This is a genomic window from Metasolibacillus sp. FSL H7-0170 (genome assembly GCF_038593115.1).
Lineage (GTDB): Bacteria > Bacillota > Bacilli > Bacillales_A > Planococcaceae > Metasolibacillus > Metasolibacillus fluoroglycofenilyticus.
Map to the genome: position 1 here is coordinate 1,611,110 of NZ_CP151964.1, position 19,862 is coordinate 1,630,971.

The following is a 19,862-nucleotide window of genomic DNA, read 5'->3' on the forward strand; positions in this document are numbered from 1 at the left end:
CTCATCAATTCATCTCATACCCACCACAAACATTTATCGCTTGTCCATTTATATAGCTACTTAAGTCTGAGCTTAGGAATAATGCTGCTTTTGCAATGTCTTCTGGTGTTCCTAATCTGTCTAGCTTAATGCGTTGTAAAAATGTATCACGCGGGTCTTGTTTTTCGATAATCTTTCTTTTTTCAAATATTTCATCCATCATTGGTGTAGAAATTACGCCTGGACATAATGCATTTGTACGAATGTTAAATTTCCCGAATGCCTCAGCACTTGACTTTGTTAAGCTAATTACCGCAGCTTTACTTGCTGCATAATGTGGTGCTAAAGGTCGCCCACTCCTTCCAGCAATAGAAGACATATTAATGATGGACCCCTCGATTTGATTATCCTTCATGTATGTTGCTACAATCTGTGTTAAAAAGAACATGCCCTTTAAGTTAATGGTCATTACTAAATCCCACTCTTCCTCAGATACCTCAAGGAATGGGGTCGTTCGCATAATGCCTGCGTTGTTTACTAAAATATCTACTCGAGCGAATTTATCCATCGTTTTTACGAATATCTCTTCACATGATTTTTTCGTGCGAATATCCCCTTGCACAGCATAAACTTGGTTTGGAAATTGCTCCGCTAAACGGTTAGCTGTTGCTTGAATTTCTTCGTTTAAATCTACAAGAACACATTTGCAACCTGCATCGAGTAAAGCAATAGCAATTTGTAAGCCAATTCCTTGATGTGCCCCCGTTACTATTGCAACCTTTTGTTGTAAGTCAATGGTGTACATAGCCATCCCCCTATTAAAATAAATACCAGCTATCTTTAATCAGCACTTCCTCAAGCGTATTCATAAATTGAGCACCATCTGCCCCATCCACTAAACGGTGATCAAAGCTAGCTGTTAAGTTCAGACGTTTTTGTGATTTTACTTCTCCCTGCTCCAAGTAAAGATAATCTTCCACTTTGCCTACAGCTAAAATGCCACTTTCGGGAGGGTTAATGATTGCGGTAAATTGCTTAATATTAAATGAGCCTAGAGATGAAATTGTAAATGTTGCACCCGACATTTCTTCTGGTGATAGCTTTCCTTGCTTCGTTTTTTCAATTAGACGCTTTCTTTCCTGCATAATTTCTACTAATGATTTTGCCTCTACATTTCGAATAACTGGAACAAATAGCCCCTTCTCTGTTGCAACCGCCAACCCGATATGAATTGACTTATTATTCTGAATATAATGCTCGTTATTTTTTACGATATAATAGTTATTAAATTTTGGATGAACAGCAATTGTATCGGCAATTGCTTTAATTAAAAAGTCATTCATCGATAATCGCGATTCACCACTACTGAACGTATTCATCTCAATTCTTGAATGTTCTAATTTTTCAACAGCTACTTCCTTTGTAATTGTAAATTGCGGAATTTCTTGAACACTCTTCGTTAAATTTTGAGCAATTGCTTTACGAATAGCTGTCACCTTTTCCAAGCTTGCTTCCGTATTTACTAGCCCTTGCTCAAGCTTTTGTAATTTGTCAATTTCTCGGTAGACATCGCGTAAAACAATTCTTCCTAAAGGCCCTGTCGCGTCAATTTTTGTAGGGTCTAAGTCATGTTGTGCAATAAGCTTTCTTGAAACTGGTGAAATGCGTAGCCTTGCAGCATTGGGACTTTTTTTAATCTGTATTAATTGTTTTTGTACCACTTCTTCTATAGAGGCTACTTTTGCCTTCTCTTCTTGCACAGGCTTTAGCTCCTCCGACTGTTCAGCAAGGTCATCTACTAGCACCCCTACCGCTGTTCCAACTGCTACCGTTTTTCCATCTTGCACTAAAATTTCTCTTAAGTAACCGTCCTTATTAGCCTCAACTTCAGATATAGCTTTATCAGTTTGAACTTCAAAAAGAGCATCGCCTTTTTGCACCTGCTGACCTTCTTTTACTAACCAGCTAACAATCGTTCCTTCTTCCATATTCAAACTCATTTTAGGCAAGTTAATGGATGTTATTGTCATTCTTTATTCCCTCCTATTAACTATGAATCTCTTTTCCATCAACAGCTAAAGCTGCCTCATTAAATATTTCACTTACGGTTGGATGTGGATGAACAGTCATTCCAATTTCTGAGGCTGTTGCTTCAAATAACATGGCTAAGCTGCCCTCACTAATAAGCTCTGTTGCTTTATCGCCTATAATATGCACTCCCAAAATACGGTCTGTCGCCTTATCAGCAATTACTTTAATAAATCCTTCTGTTTCACCAGTAATTAACGACTTACCATTGGCATTTAACTGGAATTTACCTACCTTTACCTCGTAGCTTTCCTTTGCCTCTCGTTCTGTAAATCCAATCGAAGATACTTCTGGGACACTATAAATACATTTAGGTACTAGAAGCTCATCATATGGATTTACTTCGTGTCCTAATATCCTCTGAATGACTATCTCCGCTTGATATGCTGCGGCATGTGCTAATTGGACGTTGCCAGAAGCATCACCGATAATGTAGAGGTTTGATACTTTTGTCTTTAAATATTTATCTACAGGAAATTGCTCATTCTCTTTCTTTAAACTTGAAAAATCTATGTCTCCATAATGCCCTTTTCGACCAATTGCGACGAGCACATATTGTGCCTTTTCCTCTAGAATTTCCGCACCTTGCCTTAGCTTCAAAGTGACCTCATTTTCGGATTCTTCAATTTGATTGAATAAAACCTCACAGCCGGTTTTAAATTGCACACCTTTCCTCGTCAATGACTGCTTCAAGTGCTGCGCAATTTCACTATCAACTGCTCCTAAAATAGTTTCTTCCTTTTCTACAATTGTCACAGGAATATTTAATTGACTAAAGAAAGTTGCAAATTCGATTCCTATAACACCCGACCCTACAATAACGATTGATTTCGGTAATTCATGTAAGCTAAGTAATTGGTCACTAGATAATACGTTACTGTACTTTTTATGTACATTTAAAGGAACAATTGGCTTACTTCCTGTTGCTAAAATTACATGCTTTGCCTGCACAACTCTGTCTGCCGTAGAAATGGAAAATGGCCCTGCCTTTGAAATGGCAGTTACTTTTTTAGGGAATAGCTGAATTTTATTTTTTTGAATTAAATACTGTACACCTTGAAATAATTGATTTACTACTTGATTTTTATACTGAAGAAATTGGCTCCAATCAAGCGTTGCAATTTCAGGAATTTGCAATTGACCAAAGCCCATTTTTTGTAATTTGTAAACATCCTGATATTTATTAGATAGCTGCAAAAATGTTTTGGTTGGTATACAGCCTTCATGTAAACATGTTCCACCTAATTTATCTTTTTCAAATAACGCTACTTTCAAGCCTTCTTTCGCAGCCTTTATTGCGGCAGTATAGCCTCCTATCCCTCCGCCTATAATCGCTATATCAAACATTTAGTCACCCCTTATTTCGGTGGCTGTACAAGTTCGAGTGTAATGTCATCCGGGTCAAAGAAATAAACTGTATAACCACCCTTATTTCTCCCAGCCTCAATACTCACGACATCAGATTTGAATCGAACGCCAGCATTTTTTAATTTTTCTACCATGGCAAAAATATCCTCTACTTCAAATGCAAGGTGAGCACTTCGCGTATGCGCTGTTCCTGTAGGCACATATTCTCCCTTTGGATAGACATACTCTACAAGTTCAACTACATGACCTGAAGCCCTTTCATGTCCACCCTTAATTGCAAACATCGCTACTTTTAAATGTGCGTTAGGATAATTAACTAGCTTTGCTGTATATTCATTGTGCTGTACTTGCTCATGAACAAGCTCTAAGTTTAATATATCTCGATAAAACTCTATCGACCTTTCTATATTTTCAACAGTGAAACTTGTATGCCAAATATCTTTAATCATTGTGTACCTACCTTTGTATAAAGCACCTCTTCAATCGCTTCGACAATTCTAGCCTCTGTTGGTAATACTTCCTTTTCTAGTGCCATATTGTACGGAATTGGAACAGACAGTGAACCAACTCTCTTTACTGGAGCATCTAAATAATCAAATGCTTGTTCTTGAACAATAGAGCTAAGCTCTGCACCCCATCCAAAACTTTCAACCGCTTCATGAACAATTACTAAACGATTTGTTTTTTTCACTGAATCGATTACTGTTTGTGAATCCATTGGTACTAATGTTCGCAAATCAATTAACTCCGCTGAAATGCCCCTTTCCTTTAGTGAATCTACAACCTTTTTACATTCATGAATTGTTCGAGATAGACTTACAACCGTTACATCACTACCTTCGATTACAATATTGGCTTGACCAAATGGGATTGTGTATTCCTCCTCTGGAACTTCACCTTTCATGTTATAAAGTAATTTATTTTCAATAAACATTATTGGACAATTATCACGGATTGCCGATTTCAATAAACCTTTAGCATCATATGGGTTGGAAGGTACAACAACTTTCAAGCCTGGCACATGAGCAAAAATTGTTTCTAAACTTTGTGAATGCTGTGCTCCATTACCTCGCCCTCCTCCGCCTTGTGTACGGAATACAATCGGTACTTTCGTCTGTCCCCCCGACATATAAGTCATTTTAGCTGCTTGATTCAATATTTGATCTAATGCTACAAAAGTGAAATCAATCCACATAAACTCTACAATGGGCTTTAAACCTGTCATCGCTGCACCAATACCCGCTCCTGTGAATCCCGCCTCTGAAATAGGTGTATCAATAATGCGTTCTTTACCGAACTTATTAATTAAATCCTTTGTTACATTAAAAACACCCCCATACTGACCAATGTCTTCACCTAAAATAATGATATTTTCATTCGCAGCCATTTCCTCATGAAGTGCTTCATTTAATGCTTCTGCATAAGTTATTTGTCTTCCATTAGTAAACATCTGTAAATACCTCCTCAAGACTAGGTTGCTCTGATAGCTTTGCACGCTCAAATGCATTATCAATACTAGCCTTTACTTCATTTTCAATTGCTAGCATTTCGTCCTCTGTAAGTAGATTATATTTCTCGACTGCTTGCTTAAATTGAATAAGCGGCTCTTTTTCCTTCCAGCTTGCTACTTCCTCTTTTGTACGATAAATTTCTGTATCACCAAACATATGTCCTAGTAATCGGTATGTTTTCGCTTCAATAAATACAGGCCCATTTCCCTCTCTGACAAATGCTGTTACTTCTTTAGCTAGTTTTCTGACAGCAAATACATCATTACCATCCACAACATAGGACGGAATTCTATACGCTAATCCTCTTTCTGCTAAATGCTCATTCAATACCGAATCACTAATAGGTGTCATTTCCGAATATAAGTTATTCTCACAAACAAAAATCATTGGTAGCTTTAATACCGCTGCTAAATTTAGTGCCTCATGGAAAACTCCTTGGTTTGTAGACCCATCGCCAAAATAAGTAATGGCTACATGATTATTTTTTAATGTTTTTGCAGTTAATGCTGCCCCCACTGCAATAGGGATACCCCCTGCAACAATTCCATTCGCACCAAGCATTCCTAGCTTGCTGTTGGCGATATGCATTGGACCGCCTTTTCCTTTACAGTAGCCATCAATTCGACCAAACATTTCTGCAAATAACTTAAATGGGTCTGCCTTTTTAGCAAGCGCATGTCCACGTCCACGATAAGTAGTCGTCATATAGTCAGATTCATTTAAAAAGGCACTCATCCCTGTCGCTACTGCTTCTTGACCGATATATGGATGTAATGAACCGCCAAGCAAGCCCTCTTTATATGCCTCAATGCTTTTTTCCTCAAAGCTTCTAATTTCAATAAGCTTTTGCCATAATGCCTTCGCTTCATCCTTTGTTACTTCATAGTCTGAATCATTTGTTTGAATAAAATTGATTTCCATGGATATTGCCAACCCCCTATTTTTTTTCAATAATTAATTGCCCAGCTCTTGCAAACATGCCATATTGTAATTCCTCTAATTCAATCCTCACATCATCTGCTGTAATATCTAAAGAATTCACTAAAGCATCTGTCACTTCTTTTACCATTTGCTGCTTTTTTTCAATAGAGCGCCCTTCCATCAACTTAATTGTTATGTATGGCATCTTAACCCTCCATCTCTAAAACATTATTAATAAATTCTTTGCAAAGACCTAAATATCGACCTGGGTCTAATATTTCATCAAGAATCTCTTCTGAAATAAATTTGTTTACATTTTCATCTGCTGCTATTTCATTACGCAAGCTTGTTCCCCTTTCATAGGAACGCATAGAAGCTGCATACACTACTTCATGTGCAGTTTGTTTCCCTATCGCACTTGATAGCTCGAACATTACTTTCTCACTTAAAATTAATCCTTGTGTAATATCGATATTTTCTCGCATGCGATTTTCATATACACGCATATTTTGTAAGACACCTGTCATATCAGAAAGCATTTTATTTAAGTAAATGCTAATTTCTGGCATTACCTCTAATTCGACAAGCCACAAACCCATATCGCGCTCATGCTCTTGTACTAATGAATCGTATAATAAAGGAATTTGCATACGAATTAATCGAGATAGCCCCACTGTATATTCACAAACCATTGGATTACGCTTATGCGGCATTGTACTGCTACCTATTTTCCCTTCTTCGAAGCCCTCTTCTACCTCAGCAATTTCAGTTCGTTGTAAGTTGATAATTTCATTAGCAATTTTTCCAACTGTCCCTGCAATTAATGCATAAACATTTGCTAACTCTGCAATATTATCTCTGCTTGTATGCCACGTAATTACCGGCACATGCAATCCAAGCTCTTCAATAACCTCTTGTCGCACCTTCATTGCCATATGACCAAGTGATGCTAATGTGCCAGATGCTCCTGAAAATTGCCCAATAAATACTCGTTCCTCGATTTCACAAAGGCGCTTATAATTGCGTTTCATTTCTGCTAACCAGCAAGCTAGTTTATAGCCAAATGTTATTGGTAATGCATGTTGCCCATGTGTTCGTCCTGCCATTATCGTATTTTCATATTTTTTCGTAGCGACCGACAACACCTCGATTATGTCACTTGTTTGTTTGCGAATAATTTCATATGCATCTTTTAACTGTAAAATAAATGCGGTATCAATTACATCCTGTGTTGTAGCACCGAAATGAATGTATTCTCCATAATCTTTTGAACACAGTTCCTCATATTGACGAATAAATGGGACAAGCGGATGACTTGTAAATACAATCCCTCTACAAATCTCTCCTAAATCAAAACTTTCAAGCTTCCCTTGCTGTTGAATTTCTTCAGCCGCCTCTTTCGGAATAATCCCAAGTTTTCCTTCGACTTTCGCCAATGCAGACTCAAATAAAATCCATTTTTCTATCATTGCAGTATCAGAAAAGATTGCACGCATTTCTTCCGTACCATATAAATCTTTATACACCTCAGAATCTATCATATGAGATTTCAAACTTATCTACCTCCCGTACTTTTTCGCTTTAATAACTCGAAGCTTTCCAAAATAATATGCTGATTGCTAGCATCTTTATTTTTCATCATGTTCATTAGTAGCTCTGTTGATTTGACACCCATTTCCTTTAAGTCTACTTTTACCGTTGATAATGTTGGGTCAAAAACCTCACACATTGGCGTATGATGGAAGCCCATTACCGCGATATCTTCAGGAATTCGCTTCCCATTCTTTTTAATAGCAGCTATTGCTCCAAATGCAACACGTACGTTAGATGCAAATACGGCTGTAACAGTGCTGTTTTTACTGAGTAATCGCTCCATCGCCTTATAACCGCTTTCTTCTGTAAACATCGCCTGCTCAATTATTTCCTTATTGACTGTTAAATTATTTTGAAGCAATGCTTTTTCATATCCGATATAACGGCGGTTGCTTGTATCCATCTCTTGGTTCGCTGTAATGAATGCGATTTTCTTATGCCCACCTTTAATTAACATTTCAACAGCTTCCTTTGCTGCATTTTCATCATCTGCAGCGACAAATCCTTTAGCATACTGATTCATTCTGTTAATTAATACGTACGGTATATTCGATTGATTAAAATTAACAATATCTTGGTCAGTTAAAATATTGGATGCAATTAATAGGCCATCTGCTCTACCTTCAGTAACTAAGTCAATATAAGCTTTACTCGTTTGATTTGTATCACTCAAAACTATCAAATGGTAGCCATATTTCTGCACTGTTTCTTCTACCCCTGAAATAATTTCACTGTATACAAAGTTTGTAAAATCCGGAATGATAAGCGCTATGGTTTTAGAACGCCCCAATTTTAAACTTCTAGCAACAGCATTGGGCTTATAATTTAATTTTTCTACCGCCTTCACAATTCTTTCCTGTGTCGCACTAGGTATATTTAAAGTTGTATCTTTATTTAAAAATCGAGAAACAGTAGTAATACCAACGCCCGCCTCTTTAGCAACATCTTTAAGTGTAACCATGAATAATGACCGCCTCTCAGATAAAACGTTTCAGTGTATCGTTTTAGTGAAACGTTTTACTTGTTTTTTAAACAATAGCATATTGCATTTAAAAAAATCAATATAAATTTTAGATTTTTCTAAATTTTTATTCTCTTTATCTTTATCTAGGAATAAATATTTCACAGAAATACAAAATGGGCTGTCCGAAAAGATGTACACTTTTCGGACAGCCCCTAATACTTGCTCCTGCGGTAGTCACAATAAATTGTCACTATCCTCGTTGCAAAGGAATCGTCTCAAAATGACTTTTCAGGCGACTCCTTTTTTATAATAAGCTATACAATTTAATATTTTCGTTTTTCTCAGAGAACCAACGCATAGCGAATTCGTTTTCGAATAAAAATACTAAGTTATCGTAGCGGTCCTTCACCAGCATTGAGCGCGAAGATGACATGGATTCCTTCACCTCATCCTCATTCTCAATCCAGCGTGCAATTTTACTACCGACAGGCTCCATTTTTACTTCCACATTGTATTCATTCTTCATGCGATGCTCGAACACTTCAAATTGCAGTTGTCCTACAGCACCTAACAATACTTCTTCCGTATGCAATGTTTTATAGTATTGGATTGCCCCTTCCTGCACAAGCTGTAAAATCCCTTTATGGAATTGCTTCGATTTCATAACGTTTTTAGCCGATACACGAACGAATAGTTCCGGTGTAAATTGCGGTAATTTTTCAAATTGGAATGCTTTCTTCCCACCGACAACTGTGTCACCGATTTGATATGTGCCTGTGTCGTATAAACCAATAATATCGCCTGCAACTGCCTCATCAACCGTTTCACGGTCATCCGCTAAAAATTGCGTCGATTGTGTTACTTTGAAAGATTTACCTGTGCGTGCTAATGTCATGTTCATGCCGCGCTCAAACTTACCAGATACGATGCGTACGAAAGCAATACGATCACGGTGTGCTGGGTTCATATTCGCTTGGATTTTGAAAATAAAACCTGAAAACTCCCCATACTCCACTGGGTCAATAAATTGCTCATCCTCTGTTATACGAGGCTGTGGCGCTGGTGCAAATTGCAAATATGTTTCTAAAAACGTTTGCACACCAAAATTCGTTAATGCCGAGCCAAAAAAGACAGGTGTCAACTCGCCACGGCGAATTTTCTCCTCCGAATATTCATTCCCTGCCTCGTTTAATAATAAAATATCATCCATCGCCTGTGAATAGTACGACGTTACCTTCATTGGATGGTCGATTGCTAGCTCACCATTTTCATTCAGTGGTAAAAAACGCTCTGCTTCCTCTGTACGGAATTGCTCCACACGCTTATTATAGCGGTCATAAATACCTAGAAACTCTTTCCCCATACCGATTGGCCAGTTCATTGGATAAGCGCTAATACCTAGCACTTCCTCTAGCTCCTCGATTAATTCTAAAGGCTCTTTCCCTTGACGATCCAATTTGTTAATAAATGTAAAAATGGGAATCCCACGCATTTTACACACTTTAAAGAGCTTTAATGTTTGCGCCTCAATCCCTTTTGCTGCATCCACTACCATGACCGCACTATCAACCGCCATCAATGTACGATACGTATCCTCAGAGAAATCTTGGTGCCCTGGTGTATCTAAAATATTAACGCGATGCCCATTATAATCAAACTGCATTACTGACGATGTTACAGAAATACCACGTTGCTTCTCAATTTCCATCCAATCAGAAGTAGCAAATTTCCCTGTTTTCTTTCCTTTTACTGTACCTGCATCTCGAATTGCTCCACCGAATAATAGCAGCTTTTCAGTAATCGTCGTTTTCCCAGCATCTGGGTGACTAATAATCGCAAATGTGCGACGTGCCGATATATCTTGCTCCAAAGCCATAACTTTTCCTTCTCCTTTTTATCCACATTAACAGGCAGTAGGGGGCGCCCGAAAAGTCATTTCAGGCCCCCCTTAGCGCTGCTTTATAAAACTACCGAGTGCTGATTTATCCACCCATTCTTTTTGATGATAAAAAAGCTTTCACTTTTAATATTTTCAAGCCTCTTCTTTTATGAATTACGCCTAAGCTAACTCTAGTCCAATTTTTTCAGGCAACCTAGTAATAGTTAACCTCCAACCGTCACGACACGCCCCAATAGTTAACTGACCTGCATCAAGCAAGCCTTCTTTCAAAATCCGAGACATTCGCCGAAGGCTTAGGCCAACACGATGTTGGTCATTCAGTCGTTATCTTAATATGCACTTGTTTTTGGCTGAGTTCCTATGATTCATTGAGTGTTCGGACACTCATTAAAATAAGTTAAATGGCTATTTTGCTATCAAAATGCAGATTGCTTTCTTCTGAACTCCATCCTTTTTATTTTAAAAGACTTTCCCCTATTGTTACAACCTTTTTTCTTAGAATTTGTGCAATATCATACAAAATATAGCCAATAATGATGGCAATAGTATTTAATAGCACATCATCAATATCCGTACTACGTCCGATAAAAAGCTGACAGCTCTCAATAAACAAAGGAATTGCTAATGCCATAAATAGCATTTTCCACATACTGCGCATTTTATGCCACAATAAAGGGATAAAAAAGCCAAATGGAATAAATAAAACAATATTGCCTGCTAAATTATAAAAGGCAATTTCCGCTAGTGGTCCATTTAATTGGGCTATGTACAAGGAAATTGTTCGAAACGGGGTAAAATTATGCCTTAAAAATAGCGATTGCTCTATTTGAAAAACAATGCGGCCATTTTCAATCCAATAAGCTGGTAAAATCGTTTGTGAAAAAATACTAATGGAGAAACAAAAAAATAATAGCATCATGATTTCACGCCATTTATGTGTAGGACGTTTCCGCATCCAAAGAAAACGTAACAGCACATAAATCGGTAACGTTATCATGCAGTAAAACAGCATGCTTTCTATAAAAGACTGAATCATATACGTTGCTCCTTTATTTGCTCTATGAGATGACGTCCGACAAGCAATGCAGTTGCCTACTTGTCAGACGCTTTCGGTGATGTTTTAGTAAAAAGTTAGCTTATTGAAAGAATGACGAATTACTTTGAAAATGAAAGTAACATAAAGTTTAGCGGTGTTTCTCATAAGTAAGAGAGACTGTCCTAAAAGACAGTCCCCAATGAAACTTATTCACTTTCACTTGGCGGAAAATCCACTAAATTAGGCATTTTCCCCAAGTGAACCCTTTGAAGAAACACCCTCTCCGCCAAATACTGGCAACTACATGGCATTTTGGATGCGCCTAAACAAATTTCACTTTTCCTTCAGCAATTGCAATTTCAGCATCGCTATGAGGGTATTTTGTATTTTCAATAATTTGGTAATCCTCATGCCCTTTGCCAGCGAAAATAATAATATCGCCTGCTTCCGCAATACGGATAGCATGGCGCACGGCTTCCGCACGGTCACCTATACATGCATATTGGTCATGTAGCATGCCCTTCGCTAAATCGCCCGTAATGCTAGCGTACTCTTCGTAGCGAGGGTCATCTGTCGTTAAAATGACATAGTCTGCAACGGACGCTTTTGCGGCCATTGTTGGACGCTTGGATTTATCACGATTGCCCCCCGTACCGATTAAAAAAATTAATTTGTTATTTTCCCCTTTATAAGGCATTGCCGCATGAATTGCCTTTTCGATTGCATCTGGTGTATGCGCATAATCGATAAAGATTGAAATTGGTAAGTCGGTTTGTACTTTTTCCATACGCCCTTTTACTGGTGGGAGCTGCTCAATTTGCTCAATAATATCAAATAATGAAAACTGACGAGCATATAAGCATGCTGTTGCAGCTAATACATTGTAAATATTGAATTCTCCAAGCAAATGCATCGAAACATCATAGCTACCTTCAGGTGTCTGCATTGTGAAATATGTCATGCCATCTTCATAGCGGCAATTCAAGGCACGGAAATCAGCGTTATTTTGTAAACCATAGGTCCAAATAGGATATGGTGTTAGTGTTTGATAATGTGCTGACCATTCATCATCAGCATTTAATACAATATGTTTATCCTTGCGTAAATCTTGGCCTAACTGTGAAAACAATAACCCTTTTGTATGACCGTAAGCCTCCATCGTACCATGAAAATCTAAATGGTCATGTGTTAAATTCGTAAAAATCGCCACATCATAATCGACGCCTGCCAATCGACCTAATGCAAGACCATGTGAGGACACTTCCATCACCATTGCAGCACAATCTTCTTTCTTTGCACGATAAATCATTTGCTGTGTGCTTAGCGCGTCACTCGTCGTATTGGCAGATTCGTAAAGCGTACCATTTAGATTAAAGCCAATCGTCCCTGCCAATGCTGATTTTTTGCCTAAGCCCATCAATATATTATGAATGATGCCTGTAACGCTCGTCTTACCGTTTGTTCCTGTTACCCCTATCATTAACATTTCTTCAGATGGGTAGCCAAAAAATCTAGCTGCCAACAAGCCAAGTGCGCGTTCTGTGCTCGGAACGATTACCTGTGCTACATTGCCTGTAAGCTGTAACTCTCGCTCCGCTACAATCATTGTTGCACCTGCATCGACAGCCTTTTGTGCATAATCATGACCATCGACTGTATAGCCTTTTATACAAACAAACAAGCTTTGCGGCTGCACGCTGCGCGAATCAACCGCTAAATCCTCAATATAGCTAGGTAATACACCCAATATTTTCTTTTGTGGAATAGCACTTATCAATTCCTCTACGCGCATTCACTATTCCCCCATTTCAACCATTGGCGATGTCACATATGCATATAATAATGCAGCCGTTGCCTGTAATGAATCAATATGTGTGCGCTCATAAGCATGTGAAGACTCGATACCCGGACCAAATAAGGCATGGCGAATATCATAGCCTGCGCGGATTGCCGCCGAAGCATCAGAGCCATAATATGGGTAAATGTCTAGCTTATAAGGAATGTCCCCAGCCTTCGCTAGCTGCACTAAATGCTGTGTTAGCTCATAATGATACGGACCTGTCGCATCCTTTGCACAAATCGAAACTGTGTACTCGTCGGAAGTTTGACCGTCCCCAATCGCCCCCATATCCACTGCGATATACTCCACCACTTCATTTGGAACATTCGAGTTACCACCATAGCCAATTTCCTCGTTGTTAGAAATATAAAAATGCGTTGTATATGGCAGCTTTACACCATGCTCTTTTATATATTTCATTAGTTGTAAAAGCAATGTCGTGCTCGCTTTATCATCCAAATGACGCGATTTAACGAAGCCTGATGTCGTTTCCTCATAGCGCACATCAAATGATACAAAGTCCCCCACCTCAATGCCTAATGCACGTGTATCTTCTGCGCTCTGTACCTTTTCATCGATGCGCACTTCGATATGATTTTCATCACGCTTTAAACTATCTGCACCACGATACACATGTACCGTCGTTTCATGCATTAAAATCGTTCCGCGCACAGTTTTACCGCCCGCTGTATGAATTGTGCAATATTCACCCTCTACAGCATTCCAATTAAAGCCACCAATCATCGCTAGCTTCAAGCGACCGCTTGGCTTCACTTCCTTCACCATTGCGCCAAGCGTATCCGTATGAGCTGTCAATAAGCGATGCTGCTCATCATTTTCCCCCTGGAAAGTAACGATAATTGCGCCTTTATTCGTTTTTTTATAAGCAATGTCATGTTCTTTTAAAAACTGTCCCATAAATTTCATAATATTCGTTGTATAACCAGAGGGACTTGCAATATTTACTAATTTCTCTAATAATGATAATGTCTGCTGTTGATTGAATAAATTTGTCATAAAATCCTCCTAATGCTTTTTATCCTGCATTACTTAGTAGCCTGTAAATGCAAGGATAAGCGAAACTAGTAATTAGTGAGGTTTAGAAAGCCCCAACTAATCAATATTTTATTTTATCATATCAAACTTTAGCGCATATCGACAGACAGATGTAGCCCGATTTTTATCAACACTTGCACATGATTAGGAGAATATTATGCAACCACTCACCATCATACATAAGCGTAATTTATTTATATATTACTCGCTCTTTATTTTTGCGATTTTTTTTATTGCGCTCCATTTATTTGATATTGTGCACCTTACACATAATTATACACTGTATATTATTGTGAATGTCCTATTGATTGGCTTTTTACTTTATAAAAAAGTACATGCGCGCATCGTTCAAATTTTTTTAATTTTAGCATGGAATATATTACTCATCGCTTTAACAATTGAAAGCGGTCAATTATTGTTTGTATTTAGCTTTTTATATTTACTACTTATCGTCAATGTTTATCAATCGCATGTGATAAATACGCTATTAGCAATCATTACAGCAGTAGAAATCGCCTTTCTTGTCATCTATATGCAGTCAAATATTAACATTACCCATCCTGTTGAAAGCTTTATTTTTCTTACATCATTTTTATGTATCATTGGCTTATTACAAACTGTATACGTCAAGAAACTTTGGTCTCATGAGGAAAAGAGAAACATGGAGAAGCAACTAGAACTTTCTTCAACAGAAGCCTATTTAAAACTGTTTTTCGACCATGCCGAAGATGCGATGGCAGTGTTCGATTTAAACAATAAAATCATTGAAGTGAATGCAGCGTTTGAAAAAATGTATGGCTGGACAAAAGAGGAATGTATCGGTCAGTCCATTCAGCTCGTAGCACCTGAATACGTGGAAGCGGCACATAATCGGTTTTTAAAGCTTTTGCAGGGCGAGCGTTTCCGTCTGCTTGAAACGAAGGATATGCGCAAGGATGGCTCCATATTTGATGCACAAATATCGCTTGCACCAATTTATAATTCTTACGGAGATATGTTAGCCGTCTCAGTTATTGCACGAGACATTTCCTACTTAAAGGAAAATGAAAAACTCGCTTTACAATCAGAGAAATTAAAATTGGCAGGGGAAATTGCAGCAGGTGTCGCACATGAAATTCGTAATCCAATGACGGTTGTATCAGGATTTATTCAAATGATGAACGAGGACCAACAATCCCCATACCAAGCATATACAGGCATTATTCAATCTGAAATCGAACGCATTGATTTAATTATTTCTGAGTTTTTAGTGCTATCCAAGCCACTTGCTGAACAAAAAAGTACACTTGATTTATCAGAAATTCTGCAGGACATCGCCACGTTTTTCGAATTACAGCTAGAACAGTGTCAAATTCAATTGATACAGCACTTTAACAGGAATTCTCTATTTATTTACGCCAACAATAATCAAATTAAACAAGTGTTTATTAATATTGTCAAAAATGCTATCGAAGCAATTGAGAAGGACGGTACTATTACACTTATTTGTCAAAATGATGAACGCTTTGCATACATAAAAATTTCCGATACGGGCGAGGGCATTCCACAGCATTTAATCGATTATGTATTCGAGCCGTTTTATACGACAAAGGCTACTGGTACAGGCTTAGGTATGATGATTTCCAATAAAATTATTCGAGAGCATGGTGGCGTGATTCTTATTGAAAGCGAAGAACATATCGGCACAACCATCACTATTAAAATTCCATTACAGAATTAAAGAAGGCGCCAGAAAAGCTTGCTAAAGTACAGCTTTTCCGGCGTTTTTCATAAAAAGGATATTATCTTTAGCGGCGAGATGAATGCTTATCTTGCTTTTGATTCAGCGGGTGTCACAGATCTTTTTCGAGCATGTTCGAAAAAAATCTGGCCGCAATTACGCCGAGGCGTAATTGATGACTCTCAAACAGTGAAACGAGTAAAAGCAATAATAACAGCAGAATCCATATTGCAGATGCATTCATCTTCTCTGATTGTTGCATATTAATGGCAGAAAGCCCTATAAACAACATGCAGTAGCAAAATACATTTGGGTTAATCCAAACAAGCCTTAGTTTATTATTTTTCAAATAGACGCCCCTTATTAAAGTGAAACTCTTGTATTTCACATATATTTGGAGTTTGCCTCGTTTTATTTGCGACTTTTCAAATATATTTGCGACTTGCCCCAGTTTATTTGCGACTTTTCAAATATATTTGCAACTTGCCCCGGTTTATTTGCGACTTTTCAAATATATTTGCAACTTGCCCCGGTTTATTTGCGACTTTTCAAATATATTTGCGACTTGCCTCGATTTATTTGCGACTTTTCAAATATATTTGCAACTTGCCCCGATTTCTTTACAACATGTATTATATTATTTCATCACTTTGCGAATCAGCTTTACCTTTTGTTTATACGGTGGAAATAATATATTTGTAGCTAGCTTTGTTGAGCGCTGTAAAATTGATTTTTGATGTGTGAAGCATTCAAAGCTTGCGTGCCCATGATAAGCGCCCATCCCTGATGGTCCAACGCCACCAAATGGTAAATGTGTGTTACCTACATGTGACACAATGTCATTAATACAGCCTCCTCCAAACGGTAGCTCCTCTAAGAAATATTCACGCGCATTGTCGTTTTCTGTAAATAGATAGGCAGCTAAAGGCTTCGGCAGGCGACGAATTGCCTGAATCGCATTTGCTAAATCATTGTACGCCATAATCGGTAAAATCGGTCCGAATATTTCATCCTCCATTACTTTACTATCCCAGTCTGCACCCTCAATAATTGTTGGTGCAATATATAAGTCATCACGGTCTACAGTTCCACCAAATGTAATATGTGCTGCATCAGCATCTAATATCGCCTTTAGCTTGTCAAAATGACCAAGGTGGATAATGCGACCATAATCATCGCTTTGCTGAGGATTTTCCCCATAAAAGGAAGTAATCGTTTGCTTTAAAATCTTAATAAATTTTTTATAAATAGAGCTGTGCACAAGCACATAATCTGGAGCGACACATGTTTGCCCATTATTCGTAAATTTCCCCCAGACGATGCGCTTTGCTGCTACTTGCAAATTCGCTGTTTGGTCAATAATAGCGGGACTCTTGCCACCAAGTTCAAGTACGATTGGTGTCAACCTTTCGGCAGCAGCACGCATAATTACTTTTCCAGTTGCCACACTACCTGTAAAGAAAATAAAGTCAAAAGAGGCATGGATGAGCGCCTCCACCTCCTTTTTCTCACCTTCTACTACACGCACGTAATGTTCTTCAAATGTTTCTGCAATTATTTTTTTTATAATTTTAGTTGTATGAATAGTTGCTTCAGATGGCTTAACGATTGCCGTATTACCACCAACAATTGCCCCGAGCAATGGCTCCATTACGAGCTGGAATGGGTAATTGAATGGACCAATAATTAAAACAACCCCATACGGTTCACGCACAATATAGCTTTTTCCCGGCTGAAAATGAACAGGTGTTTTAACAGCAACTGGCTTCGTCCACTCATCAATATTTTTCACCATATGTGAAATGCTATCTAAAACAATTCCGATTTCTGTCGCATATGCTTCAAACTCACTTTTGTTTAAATCTAATTTTAGTGCATCTAAAATTTCTTTTTCATACTTTTTAATCGTCTCTTTTAAATTTATTAATTGTTGCTTGCGAAATTCTATATTTTTTGTAGCGCGTGAAAAATAGTAGCTACGCTGTGCTGTTATCATATTTTCTACATCTTGAGCAGTAAAATTCATAAAAAACTTCCTTTCCATTTTTAATTTTTATGCATAATTTCATCATTGCCACACATATTAACTACTATAACGAATGCTTACTTTCCTTCATTATAACTTTATATTGGCTTGTTCGGGAAATTTAAACAGTGAACAATAATTTAGGATAAGCATTCTATTATTTATTTTTACATCGACAAGGAGGCAATTTCAATGATTATTACTGAAACATGGTGGGAAGCAATTTTTTCGGGACCTTTATCAATCGGTATTAATGAACAAAAGCTACTAGAACTTGAAGATGAATCTTTTTTATATTTCACTATGCCGCCTTTACAGCAAGAGGAACTTCAAACATCATAAAAAAATCCCCCCTCAACATATTAAGGGGCTGTTGGAAAAAGATATACCTTTTTTGGACAGCCCTCGCGTCTATAAGAAAGTATGTACTGCTGCGATAGTAACAATGAATTGTCGCTATCCTCAGCTCTTTCCTATCATAATTGATTTTTTTTACAAAATCCCTTATAATGTGTCACTAGGTGCCAAACCTAATGTATTAGTCGGAACAACTAATACACATAAAAGACCCCATTGACGGCACGGATTGCCGGGGGTCTTTTTTACTATTTTTTCAAATATAAGGGATGAGTATCATGAAAAAATTCGTTAACTTTTATTTATTAATAGTCGTGCTATTTATTATTGTCGGTCTTTCCGGCTTTTCTTCCTCTAAAAAGGAAAATCCTGAGCAGGCAGTTGAAGAAATTGCTTTAGAAAACACGCCGGGTTATGCCACAATGCGTGCAATTGAAGCTATGACAAAGGAACAACAACTAGAAAATGCGATTTTAGATATACAAGTAATCCCAAAACCAAATGAAGAAATTGTCATTGTCGAAATGCAAAGCTCAGAGTTTATGTCACTTGATACATTGTTAAAGGATAGCTACAACATGCTAATTAAAATAAGTGATGTCCCACAAATCACAGAATTCACATTTATTTGGCAGCAGCCTGTCAATAATAAAAATCATGTCGCGTTATCAATGACATTCGATCGCGCTGGTCTAGATAAAATTCCAACTGTTGCATATAGCGATTTAGCATCAATTGCAAAAGACTTTAAACAGTAAAATTCTTTTTGAAAGGGCTAATCTTAGCAATAAATAATTTTTTATTGCTAGCATCAATTAAAAACAAAGCTGTCCAGAAAATGTATTACTTTCTGAACAGCTTTTATTATGAAAAAAATCATTAATTACGCTGGGTTTACTTCTAGTTCTACTGAAATCTTAATGTCTTTTCCTACTAGTACGCCACCTGTTTCAAGTGCTGCGTTCCATGTTAAGCCAAATTCTTCACGATTGATTGATGTTTCTGCTTCAAAGCCGTATACTGCTTGACCCCAAGGGTTTGTGCCTTTACCGTTGAATTCCACATCGAATGTTACAGGTTTTGTTACATCCTTAATTGTTAAATCGCCTGTTACTTTGTAATCATCGCCTGATTTTTCAATTGAAGTTGATTGGAATGTAATTTTCGGGAATTGTTCTGCATCAAAGAAATCTGCTGATTTTAAATGATTGTCACGGTCTTCGCTACGTGTATTAATACTTGCAGCATCAATAGCAAACGAAATATTTGCTGTTGATAAATCCGCTAAATCTGCAGCCTCGATTTGCGCTGAGTAAGAATCAAAAGCGCCTTTTACCTTTGATACCATCATGTGTTTTACACTAAATCCGATACTTGAGTGTGATTGGTCTACTGTCCAGTTTGCCATAGAAAAAACCCTCCTGTTTTTTATCTCGATTTCGAGATATGTTATGAAAATAAAGCAGCCTACATCCGTACATATATCCTATTTGTTTAAATGTT

General features: G+C 37.6%; 18 protein-coding genes. 3 read left to right on the top strand and 15 right to left on the bottom strand.

The features are described from left to right. Positions 1 to 4: 4 nt before the first annotated feature. The 13 genes from MHH70_RS07635 to MHH70_RS07695 all read right to left on the bottom strand — a co-directional run bounded on the left by MHH70_RS07635 (position 5) and on the right by MHH70_RS07695 (position 14,217). The gene (locus tag MHH70_RS07635) at positions 5 to 784 is read right to left on the bottom strand and encodes an SDR family NAD(P)-dependent oxidoreductase (protein ID WP_342472969.1); all 780 of its coding nucleotides are present in this window, start codon (positions 782 to 784) and stop codon (positions 5 to 7) included. Positions 785 to 797: 13 nt separating this feature from the next. Beyond that, a complete protein-coding gene (locus MHH70_RS07640; protein ID WP_342472970.1) occupies positions 798 to 2,009 on the bottom strand; it encodes a dihydrolipoamide acetyltransferase family protein in 1,212 nt (403 codons plus the stop codon). A 16-nt stretch (positions 2,010 to 2,025) separates the two neighbouring features. Continuing rightward, complete coding sequence (lpdA, locus tag MHH70_RS07645; RefSeq protein WP_342472971.1) at positions 2,026 to 3,414, bottom strand: dihydrolipoyl dehydrogenase; 1,389 nt, start codon at positions 3,412 to 3,414, stop codon at positions 2,026 to 2,028. 11 nt (positions 3,415 to 3,425) lie between these two features. Beyond that, entirely contained in the window at positions 3,426 to 3,884 is a 459-nt protein-coding gene (locus MHH70_RS07650) for a VOC family protein (RefSeq protein WP_107942177.1), read from the bottom strand. Further along, positions 3,881 to 4,885 (bottom strand): alpha-ketoacid dehydrogenase subunit beta, encoded by a 1,005-nt coding sequence (locus tag MHH70_RS07655; protein WP_342472972.1) that lies wholly within the window; start codon positions 4,883 to 4,885, stop codon positions 3,881 to 3,883. The genes MHH70_RS07650 and MHH70_RS07655 overlap by 4 nt, the downstream gene beginning before the upstream one ends. Next, a complete protein-coding gene (locus MHH70_RS07660) occupies positions 4,875 to 5,867 on the bottom strand; it encodes a thiamine pyrophosphate-dependent dehydrogenase E1 component subunit alpha (protein ID WP_066166030.1) in 993 nt (330 codons plus the stop codon). The genes MHH70_RS07655 and MHH70_RS07660 overlap by 11 nt, the downstream gene beginning before the upstream one ends. A gap of 16 nt (positions 5,868 to 5,883) precedes the next feature. Beyond that, positions 5,884 to 6,072 carry a tautomerase family protein gene (locus MHH70_RS07665; RefSeq protein ID WP_066166032.1) on the bottom strand — a complete coding sequence of 63 codons (189 nt, stop codon included), beginning with the start codon at positions 6,070 to 6,072 and terminating at the stop codon, positions 5,884 to 5,886. 1 nt (position 6,073) lies between these two features. Then, a complete protein-coding gene (purB, locus tag MHH70_RS07670; RefSeq protein WP_066166035.1) occupies positions 6,074 to 7,420 on the bottom strand; it encodes an adenylosuccinate lyase in 1,347 nt (448 codons plus the stop codon). A gap of 2 nt (positions 7,421 to 7,422) precedes the next feature. Next, positions 7,423 to 8,421, bottom strand: a complete 999-nt coding sequence (locus MHH70_RS07675) for a LacI family DNA-binding transcriptional regulator (RefSeq protein WP_342472974.1) — start codon at positions 8,419 to 8,421, stop codon at positions 7,423 to 7,425. 307 nt (positions 8,422 to 8,728) lie between these two features. Continuing rightward, positions 8,729 to 10,300, bottom strand: coding sequence for a peptide chain release factor 3 (locus MHH70_RS07680; RefSeq protein WP_107942173.1), 1,572 nt, complete (start codon positions 10,298 to 10,300; stop codon positions 8,729 to 8,731). Positions 10,301 to 10,778: 478 nt separating this feature from the next. Further along, complete coding sequence (locus MHH70_RS07685) at positions 10,779 to 11,360, bottom strand: VanZ family protein (RefSeq protein ID WP_066166044.1); 582 nt, start codon at positions 11,358 to 11,360, stop codon at positions 10,779 to 10,781. A 322-nt stretch (positions 11,361 to 11,682) separates the two neighbouring features. Continuing rightward, positions 11,683 to 13,152, bottom strand: a complete 1,470-nt coding sequence (locus tag MHH70_RS07690) for a UDP-N-acetylmuramoyl-L-alanyl-D-glutamate--2,6-diaminopimelate ligase (RefSeq protein ID WP_066166047.1) — start codon at positions 13,150 to 13,152, stop codon at positions 11,683 to 11,685. A gap of 3 nt (positions 13,153 to 13,155) precedes the next feature. After that, the gene (locus tag MHH70_RS07695) at positions 13,156 to 14,217 is read right to left on the bottom strand and encodes a M42 family metallopeptidase (RefSeq protein ID WP_107942172.1); all 1,062 of its coding nucleotides are present in this window, start codon (positions 14,215 to 14,217) and stop codon (positions 13,156 to 13,158) included. Positions 14,218 to 14,413: 196 nt separating this feature from the next. Here MHH70_RS07695 and MHH70_RS07700 point away from each other — a divergent pair, with 196 nt between their 5' ends. Next, entirely contained in the window at positions 14,414 to 15,976 is a 1,563-nt protein-coding gene (locus tag MHH70_RS07700) for a PAS domain S-box protein (RefSeq protein ID WP_342472976.1), read from the top strand. A 637-nt stretch (positions 15,977 to 16,613) separates the two neighbouring features. Here MHH70_RS07700 and MHH70_RS07705 read toward each other — a convergent pair. Continuing rightward, positions 16,614 to 18,002: an aldehyde dehydrogenase gene (locus tag MHH70_RS07705; protein ID WP_342472977.1), complete on the bottom strand. Its 1,389-nt coding sequence runs from the start codon at positions 18,000 to 18,002 to the stop codon at positions 16,614 to 16,616. A gap of 192 nt (positions 18,003 to 18,194) precedes the next feature. Between MHH70_RS07705 and MHH70_RS07710 the strand changes: the two genes are divergently transcribed. Continuing rightward, entirely contained in the window at positions 18,195 to 18,344 is a 150-nt protein-coding gene (locus MHH70_RS07710) for a hypothetical protein (RefSeq protein WP_195891646.1), read from the top strand. 293 nt (positions 18,345 to 18,637) lie between these two features. After that, positions 18,638 to 19,117, top strand: a complete 480-nt coding sequence (locus MHH70_RS07715; RefSeq protein ID WP_066166065.1) for a hypothetical protein — start codon at positions 18,638 to 18,640, stop codon at positions 19,115 to 19,117. Positions 19,118 to 19,242: 125 nt separating this feature from the next. Here MHH70_RS07715 and MHH70_RS07720 read toward each other — a convergent pair whose 3' ends face one another. Beyond that, a complete protein-coding gene (locus tag MHH70_RS07720; protein WP_066166068.1) occupies positions 19,243 to 19,767 on the bottom strand; it encodes a YceI family protein in 525 nt (174 codons plus the stop codon). Between the last annotated feature and the right edge of the window lie 95 nt (positions 19,768 to 19,862).

Bases quoted from the DNA above. Each gene is read 5' to 3' on its own strand.
- MHH70_RS07635 (WP_342472969.1), bottom strand. From the start codon at position 784: ATGTACACCATTGACTTACAACAAAAGGTTGCAATAGTAACGGGGGCA.
- MHH70_RS07640 (WP_342472970.1), bottom strand. From the start codon at position 2,009: ATGACAATAACATCCATTAACTTGCCTAAAATGAGTTTGAATATGGAA.
- lpdA (WP_342472971.1), bottom strand. From the start codon at position 3,414: ATGTTTGATATAGCGATTATAGGCGGAGGGATAGGAGGCTATACTGCC.
- MHH70_RS07650 (WP_107942177.1), bottom strand. From the start codon at position 3,884: ATGATTAAAGATATTTGGCATACAAGTTTCACTGTTGAAAATATAGAA.
- MHH70_RS07655 (WP_342472972.1), bottom strand. From the start codon at position 4,885: ATGTTTACTAATGGAAGACAAATAACTTATGCAGAAGCATTAAATGAA.
- MHH70_RS07660 (WP_066166030.1), bottom strand. From the start codon at position 5,867: ATGGAAATCAATTTTATTCAAACAAATGATTCAGACTATGAAGTAACA.
- MHH70_RS07665 (WP_066166032.1), bottom strand. From the start codon at position 6,072: ATGCCATACATAACAATTAAGTTGATGGAAGGGCGCTCTATTGAAAAA.
- MHH70_RS07675 (WP_342472974.1), bottom strand. From the start codon at position 8,421: ATGGTTACACTTAAAGATGTTGCTAAAGAGGCGGGCGTTGGTATTACT.
- MHH70_RS07680 (WP_107942173.1), bottom strand. From the start codon at position 10,300: ATGGCTTTGGAGCAAGATATATCGGCACGTCGCACATTTGCGATTATT.
- MHH70_RS07685 (WP_066166044.1), bottom strand. From the start codon at position 11,360: ATGATTCAGTCTTTTATAGAAAGCATGCTGTTTTACTGCATGATAACG.
- MHH70_RS07690 (WP_066166047.1), bottom strand. From the start codon at position 13,152: ATGCGCGTAGAGGAATTGATAAGTGCTATTCCACAAAAGAAAATATTG.
- MHH70_RS07695 (WP_107942172.1), bottom strand. From the start codon at position 14,217: ATGACAAATTTATTCAATCAACAGCAGACATTATCATTATTAGAGAAA.
- MHH70_RS07700 (WP_342472976.1), top strand. From the start codon at position 14,414: ATGCAACCACTCACCATCATACATAAGCGTAATTTATTTATATATTAC.
- MHH70_RS07705 (WP_342472977.1), bottom strand. From the start codon at position 18,002: ATGAATTTTACTGCTCAAGATGTAGAAAATATGATAACAGCACAGCGT.
- MHH70_RS07710 (WP_195891646.1), top strand. From the start codon at position 18,195: ATGATTATTACTGAAACATGGTGGGAAGCAATTTTTTCGGGACCTTTA.
- MHH70_RS07715 (WP_066166065.1), top strand. From the start codon at position 18,638: ATGAAAAAATTCGTTAACTTTTATTTATTAATAGTCGTGCTATTTATT.
- MHH70_RS07720 (WP_066166068.1), bottom strand. From the start codon at position 19,767: ATGGCAAACTGGACAGTAGACCAATCACACTCAAGTATCGGATTTAGT.